The sequence below is a fragment of the bacterium genome, assembly GCA_030648955.1.
Lineage (GTDB): Bacteria > Patescibacteriota > Minisyncoccia > Phycocordibacterales > JAUSHB01 > JAUSHB01.
On sequence record JAUSHB010000012.1, the window covers coordinates 41,007 to 47,314 of the forward strand.

The 6,308-nt window shown below is 42.7% G+C and carries 7 protein-coding genes and 2 tRNA genes; 7 read left to right on the top strand and 2 right to left on the bottom strand.

What is annotated here, in order from left to right; translation table 11 throughout:
• Nucleotides 1-46: 46 nt before the first annotated feature.
• Nucleotides 47-2,719 (top strand): AAA family ATPase, encoded by a 2,673-nt coding sequence (locus Q7S11_02975; GenBank protein MDO8572709.1) that lies wholly within the window; start codon nucleotides 47-49, stop codon nucleotides 2,717-2,719.
• 274 nt (nucleotides 2,720-2,993) lie between these two features.
• Here Q7S11_02975 and Q7S11_02980 read toward each other — a convergent pair whose 3' ends face one another.
• Together Q7S11_02980 and Q7S11_02985 are read right to left on the bottom strand one after the other, a co-directional pair.
• Nucleotides 2,994-3,155, bottom strand: a complete 162-nt coding sequence (locus Q7S11_02980; protein MDO8572710.1) for a hypothetical protein — start codon at nucleotides 3,153-3,155, stop codon at nucleotides 2,994-2,996.
• A 408-nt stretch (nucleotides 3,156-3,563) separates the two neighbouring features.
• Nucleotides 3,564-3,647, bottom strand: a tRNA-Tyr gene (locus Q7S11_02985).
• A gap of 131 nt (nucleotides 3,648-3,778) precedes the next feature.
• On the opposite strand from Q7S11_02985, the gene Q7S11_02990 reads away from it, so the two are divergent.
• The 6 genes from Q7S11_02990 to Q7S11_03015 all read left to right on the top strand — a co-directional run bounded on the left by Q7S11_02990 (nucleotide 3,779) and on the right by Q7S11_03015 (nucleotide 6,152).
• Nucleotides 3,779-4,189: a hypothetical protein gene (locus Q7S11_02990; protein MDO8572711.1), complete on the top strand. Its 411-nt coding sequence runs from the start codon at nucleotides 3,779-3,781 to the stop codon at nucleotides 4,187-4,189.
• Between the two features lie 154 nt (nucleotides 4,190-4,343).
• Nucleotides 4,344-4,724: a hypothetical protein gene (locus Q7S11_02995; GenBank protein MDO8572712.1), complete on the top strand. Its 381-nt coding sequence runs from the start codon at nucleotides 4,344-4,346 to the stop codon at nucleotides 4,722-4,724.
• Between the two features lie 137 nt (nucleotides 4,725-4,861).
• A complete protein-coding gene (locus Q7S11_03000; protein ID MDO8572713.1) occupies nucleotides 4,862-5,320 on the top strand; it encodes a hypothetical protein in 459 nt (152 codons plus the stop codon).
• A 103-nt stretch (nucleotides 5,321-5,423) separates the two neighbouring features.
• Nucleotides 5,424-5,582, top strand: a complete 159-nt coding sequence (gene rpmG / locus Q7S11_03005; GenBank protein MDO8572714.1) for a 50S ribosomal protein L33 — start codon at nucleotides 5,424-5,426, stop codon at nucleotides 5,580-5,582.
• Nucleotides 5,583-5,639: 57 nt separating this feature from the next.
• Nucleotides 5,640-5,710, top strand: a tRNA-Trp gene (locus Q7S11_03010).
• A gap of 4 nt (nucleotides 5,711-5,714) precedes the next feature.
• Nucleotides 5,715-6,152, top strand: a complete 438-nt coding sequence (locus tag Q7S11_03015; GenBank protein MDO8572715.1) for a hypothetical protein — start codon at nucleotides 5,715-5,717, stop codon at nucleotides 6,150-6,152.
• Nucleotides 6,153-6,308: the final 156 nt, after the last annotated feature.

The window sequence follows — 6,308 nt, forward strand, 5'->3', positions numbered from 1 at the left end:
AATATAGTCATTTTACATTTTGACATTTACACTTTAAAATCATCATATGCCTCCATTCAGCAATTTCACATCAAAGGCGCGAGAAGCGATTCGTAAATCACACGAGTTTGCTGTTGAGCGTGGCCAGAATCATGTAACCCCCGTGCATCTTCTTACTGCACTCATTACGCAGGAAGAAAGCATGGTGATCTCAATCCTCGATAAGCTCGAAGTGGACACGATGCTTCTTGCGGATTCTTTAGTTGAAACCATTGAATCAGCTCCCGCACAGAGCACGCTCTCGCCGTCATATCAGATTTATCTTACGCAAGAATTCGGACAAGTGCTTGAGGGAGCGGGGAAAATTGCCGCGTATCTCAAGGATGAATTCGTTTCCACCGAACATCTCTTTATTGCTATTCTTGATGTTCCAGGGCAGGCACGTGAGGTTCTTGCGCGTTTTAGAATTGACCGTGAGAGTGTTATGCGTGTTTTACAAGAACTCAAATCAAGTAATATTACGGACGTAAGCACGCCGAAAAAATTTCGTTATGTTTCAAAATTTACGCGCAATCTCACGAAACTCGCATCGCAAGACAAGCTCGATCCGGTCATTGGACGCGACGATGAAATCGCTCGCATTATGCAGATCCTTTCTCGAAGGACAAAAAATAATCCAATCTTGATCGGGGAGGCAGGCGTTGGAAAAACCGCAGTTGTAGAAGGTCTTGCTATCCGCATGTCAAAGGGTGATGTGCCGGAATCTCTCAAAGATAAGGAGCTCGTTTCTCTCGACCTCGGGTCATTGATTGCGGGCACAAAATATCGCGGTGAATTTGAAGACCGATTGAAGAAGATTATGAAAGAAATAGAAAAGTCTGATGGTAAGATCATTCTTTTTATTGATGAAATTCATACTATCGTGGGAGCTGGTGCGGCAGAAGGTTCTATGGACGCGTCAAATATGCTTAAACCTGCTCTCTCACGTGGCGAACTTCGCGCTATCGGTGCGACAACGCTCAAAGAGTATCAACGACACATTGAGAAAGATCCAGCGCTTACACGACGTTTTCAGCCAGTGCACGTGAATGAGCCGTCAATTGAAGATGCGGTAGCTATTTTGCGCGGACTTAAAGAAAAATACGAATTATTCCATGGTGTGCGAATTACCGATGATGCTATCTTGGCGGCGGTAAACTTGAGTAGTCGTTATATTTCCGATCGATTCTTGCCGGACAAGGCGGTGGATCTTATTGATGAAGCCGCGTCAGCGCTTCGCATCTCGCTTGAGAACAAGCCGCCAGTCTTGGAAGATACCTATCGCAAAATCATGCGGCTTGAAATCGAAAAAGAAGCACTCAAGAAAGAGGTGGAAAATAATGAAGGCAAAAAAGCTAGAGAACGTGTCAAGAAAATCGATAAAGAAATCGCTGATCTGAAAGAAAAGATTCGTGAAATTGAACTTCGTTGGAAAAATGAAAAAGAAATTGTGGGTGATATCCGCTCCATTAAAAAAAGTCTCGAATCGCTCCGTCTTGAGGCGGAAGCTGCGGAAATGAAGGCGGACCTTTCGCTTGCCGCGGAAATCAGATACGGTAAAATCCCTTCACTCGAAAAAGATCTCAAGGCAAAAAGCGCACGGTTGAAGAAACTTCAGAAATCACGCCGCATTCTCAAGGAAGAAATCATGGAGCAGGATATTGCGGATATTGTTTCGCGTTGGACGGGTATTCCGGTAACAAAAATGCTTGAAGAGGAAGCCGAGAAATTGAATAAGATAGAAGCTGAACTTTCAAAACGCGTTATCGGTCAGCGAGATGCAGTGCAGAAAATCGCTGATGCGGTGAAGCGTTCGCGCGCGGGTATCGCCGACCCAAATCGCCCCATCGGTTCATTCATTTTTCTCGGACCTACGGGAGTGGGGAAGACGGAACTTTCAAAAGCGCTTGCAGAATTTATGTTCAATGATGAAAAATCACTTATCCGCATCGACATGTCCGAGTTTATGGAACGCCATTCTGTTTCAAAACTGATTGGTTCGCCACCAGGATATGTTGGACATGAAGAAGGAAACAACATTACAGAAACGATTCGCCATCGCCCCTATTCAGTAATTTTGTTTGACGAAATAGAAAAGGCGCATCCAGAAGTATTTAACATATTACTTCAGGTGTTTGATAATGGATATCTCACCGATTCAAAGGGACGCAAGGTGAATTTCCGAAATTCAGTTATCATTCTCACGTCAAATATTGGGGCTGAACATATCGATCGGATGAAGACGATTGGGTTTAGCAGTGACGACAGTAAGGCGGACTATGAAGATGCAAAAACAAAGGTGATGGAAAGCTTGAAAGATTATTTCAGGCCGGAATTCTTAAACCGCTTGGACGAGATTATCATCTTCGATATTCTTTCTCCCGAAGCGATCAAAGAGATCGTGAAGATTCAAATCGGAATGACGAAAAAACGTCTTCTTGAAAAAGAGATTAAGCTCAATCTTTCTCCGGAAGTGCTCGCGTACTTGGCGAAAGAGGGGTACAACCCGCAATACGGCGCGCGTCCCTTGAAGCGAATCATTCAAAATAAAATTCTTACTCCCGTTGCGTCACTGATGATCTCCCGCGGTGTACTTCGTGGCGGCACGGTGTCGGTTGACATGAAGGGGGAGGAACTTGCTATCTCGGTTGAGAAGGGGAAAGTGGTGGTGAAAGAGGAGAAGGAGAAGGTTATGGTGTAGAAGTGTAGAGCCTGCCTGCGCCGGGGAGTATAACGACGCGGCAGGCAGGCGTAAATCGTAGAACGGGGAACGTTAAAAATTAAAACACCTCAACTTTGGTTGGGGTGTTTTAATGATTGTGCGTAGCTTGAGACAAATTCGGAAGGATTTTACTTAATGAGAAAATATAAAAATAGAGCCCCGAGCAGAAATAAATTCTGCAGGGGGCTCACGATACAGTGAACGAAGTGATTTAACTATGAATTAAGCAACCTGACGGGTGGTGGAAGATATACTATGCCGCCCACTTATTGCCGTTGTTTTCGTAGAAGTCCTCCTGTCGGTTGGCCTCTTTGGTGGATATCACATAGAGGTATTGGCGGTCTCGCTCGTCGGAATCGCCCAATGTTATACCGGGATCATCGCAGAGATTCTTGACCTTGTTACGGATGGACATCAGTTTCTTTCGGTCTTCCTCCGTGGGCTGGGCGGGCGGGTTTTCCGTCAATGGAATGAGTTCCTTAGCCAACTCAGCGATACGGGGGTGCATGGTGTTCGACAGCATTGAGTTACCTCCTTTTTTCAGATATCGTGTGAAAAATTGACTTCTATAAACTTATGCTATTATACACATAATATATCTATTTGTCAACCCCCCCGTAATTATTTTGTGCGCCGGGTAGGATTGGTCACGAGTTACTAAGTGTTCTCGATTGCTTTGCAATCTGCGAGCACTAAGTACTCGCGACCCCGACTCGCAGCCCCACACAAAGTGTGGGGACCCGCTGCTCCGTCTTTCGAATCCTACCCGTCTGCTACAAAATAAAAGTCGCCCAATGTTTTCACATCGGACTCCTTTATTTTGTGCGCCGGGCAGGATTCGAACCTGCGTAGGCATAAAGCCGCTTGATTTACAGTCAAGTGCGATTGACCACTCCGCCACCGACGCATGGGAACGAATGTATTCTAAATCATATTGCTCTGTTTGTGAAGCTTCGTGTAGGGATTGACGTATCGGCATATTATCGTTAGTATGTGCACCAGACACAAATTTCTTCCAACCTGATGAGGAGAATTTTTATGGGTAACGTGAGCCTCAAGGGACTTTTTCGGAAAATAGGAAAGGAGCGTGGTAAAAGTAATGAAGATAGGTTCTTTGAAGTATTTAAAGGCTATAGAGTACCCAGTGAATTTCCCCCATGGTTTTCTGGGATACAGAAATCAACCAGGGAGCAAGATTATTTTCGTCGGATTGATGCTGTGGCTCTTACCAATGATGTTGGGAAAATTTATCTTCAAATCAAAAGCTCAAAAGGTGGTGTTAAAAAATTTGAAGAACATCAGAAAAAACATCCCAGACCCGAATGGATATTTCCTATTATCATTCGATCCACTGATACCGATGTCGAGATTGCAAAAAATACCCGCCGTGTTCTGTCGCAAGCTCGTCAAGAAATCTTAAAACATCGAAATCGTTCCAATTACAATTAGTATGGCGCCTTGCTCACACAGCGGGCGCTTTTATTTTTTTGTATTTGGTAAACCTTGAGTTCAAGAACTAATTGCAAAATTGGTGCTTCTATGTCATTATTTTACCCGGTAGCACCTTTCATGAAACTAAGTTAATTTTTATAAGGAGACACACGTGAAAAGTTCGGCTTCGGAGGAACCCCAAGTTCATGTTCAGGAAATTCCAAAGTCAGCGCCACAAAAGGAAGGAGAGCGACTTACTAAGGATTTTCGGGCAACCATCAAGGGGAGCGGGAGTCCAGTTGACGTTGGTTGCGCTGAATTACGTATGCCTGAGAAAGGGATCAATGGGTCAAGGGATGCGCTTTTGATCCTCAATATTGACCCCGGTGCTCCTAATATGGATATGGTTGCACAGGTGCTCATTGAGATCGCGAAGCAGAAAATTTCTTCTCCAGATCGTCAGTGTATGGTCATAATGTATGACGGTGTGGCATCTTCGGAATTTGCCAAGCGTTACGAAAAGTTTTCGGAAGGTATTTTTCTTACTCGCTAGGAATATATTCTTCAACACCTCGCGACATGTCGCGGGGTGTTTTTTCTTGCAATTTTATTTAAAAAATGGTATTATTTACCATAGGATAAATAAGCGAGCTTATATGCCCTTAATGTACGTAAACGTGGAGGTGTGCCATGATAATACTTCCTGAAACAATACGTGGTGGCAACGATGAACAAAGCCTTTTTCTTTCAGATTTGGGGATTTATTCTGGGCAAGAATATGAAAATGCGCACAGAAGGGCGGATGTGATTATAAATTTCTCAAGTTGGTATAGTGCAGAAGGCGCATATTGGGGCGAAGGGGGGCTTTCCGTGGATGACTTTCATAATATATTTGAAGGTTTGAAAAATCATCACACGTTAGCGTTTTTTGTGGTCCCGCAGGAAATGGGGTTGCTTTGCCCCCACGAAGATATTGTTCCCGACGAAGTGGCGGAATGGTGCATGTTTATTATTACGGCCTCCTGCGTTTATGTTTTTAACGACTATAAGCCATGGACGGCAGAAGAGCTCTCTAGGAAAAACATACCTTTTCAATATGCGAAAAGGGATGACGCAAAGAGCATCATGGCAATGTATCGCTATCATTGATCATTCTTATGCCGGCACACCCCTGTGCCGGCAATTCGTTTGCACTTTTATGGGTTTTATAGTAACCTAGGGGACATTACGTTAATCAATATTGAAATTTATTATGTCACAAGATTTTCTTATAAAACTTGCCTGCTCTAAGTGCAAGCGTGTCAACTACTGGAGTCGCAAGAATAAAAAGCTGGTAGAGCGTAAAATCGAGATCAAAAAGTTTTGCAAATGGTGCAAGAAGCAGACGGTGCACAAAGAGGCCAAAAAATAGTTACAAAAACCGGCATGACGCCGGTTTTTGTTTATGATATAGTCATTTTATTAAATTGGGCCTATAGTTCAGTGGTAGAATTTCTCTCTCCAAAAGAGAAGACCGAGGTTCGAATCCTCGTGGGCCCGCAATATGGAAATATTAAGTAGTATTTTTTTAAAATTTGTATTAGATAATACTCTAGTATCTTTTGTATCATCATTTTTTATTGTTGCCGGGGGTGCAGTGCCAATCGCTATTTTGATATATCTATTTTCCAAAAAAGAGAAAAAAATATTGTTAGGACATGCTGAGGCTATAGAAAAAACGATGCCACTTCAAGAAGAACTTCTTAAAAAAATGGCTGAGGTGATTGGAAAGTCAATTAACCCTCAAAACTTTAACGAAAATATAGACAATTTTAATAAATATATTGAAGCCCAGAACACCGTTGAAGAGAATAAGAAATTTATAAAATATGCGAAAGACTATAATTTTATATCAGCCGTGGGGCATGTTCTTAGGGCGAGCAATTATATACCCCGGGGCATAAAAGAACATCAAGAATATTCAAAGAATTCCCCAGTCTAGTGCTATTTAGCTAAAATAATTTATTTAATATTAACGGATAATCTTTTAGGAAAATTTTGGCAGTGTTTTCTATTTTTTGAGATTCAGTCGGTTTAAACCACTCAATTTCCTTATCTTTTTTAAACCAGGTCATTTGGCGTTTGGCGTAATGCCAAT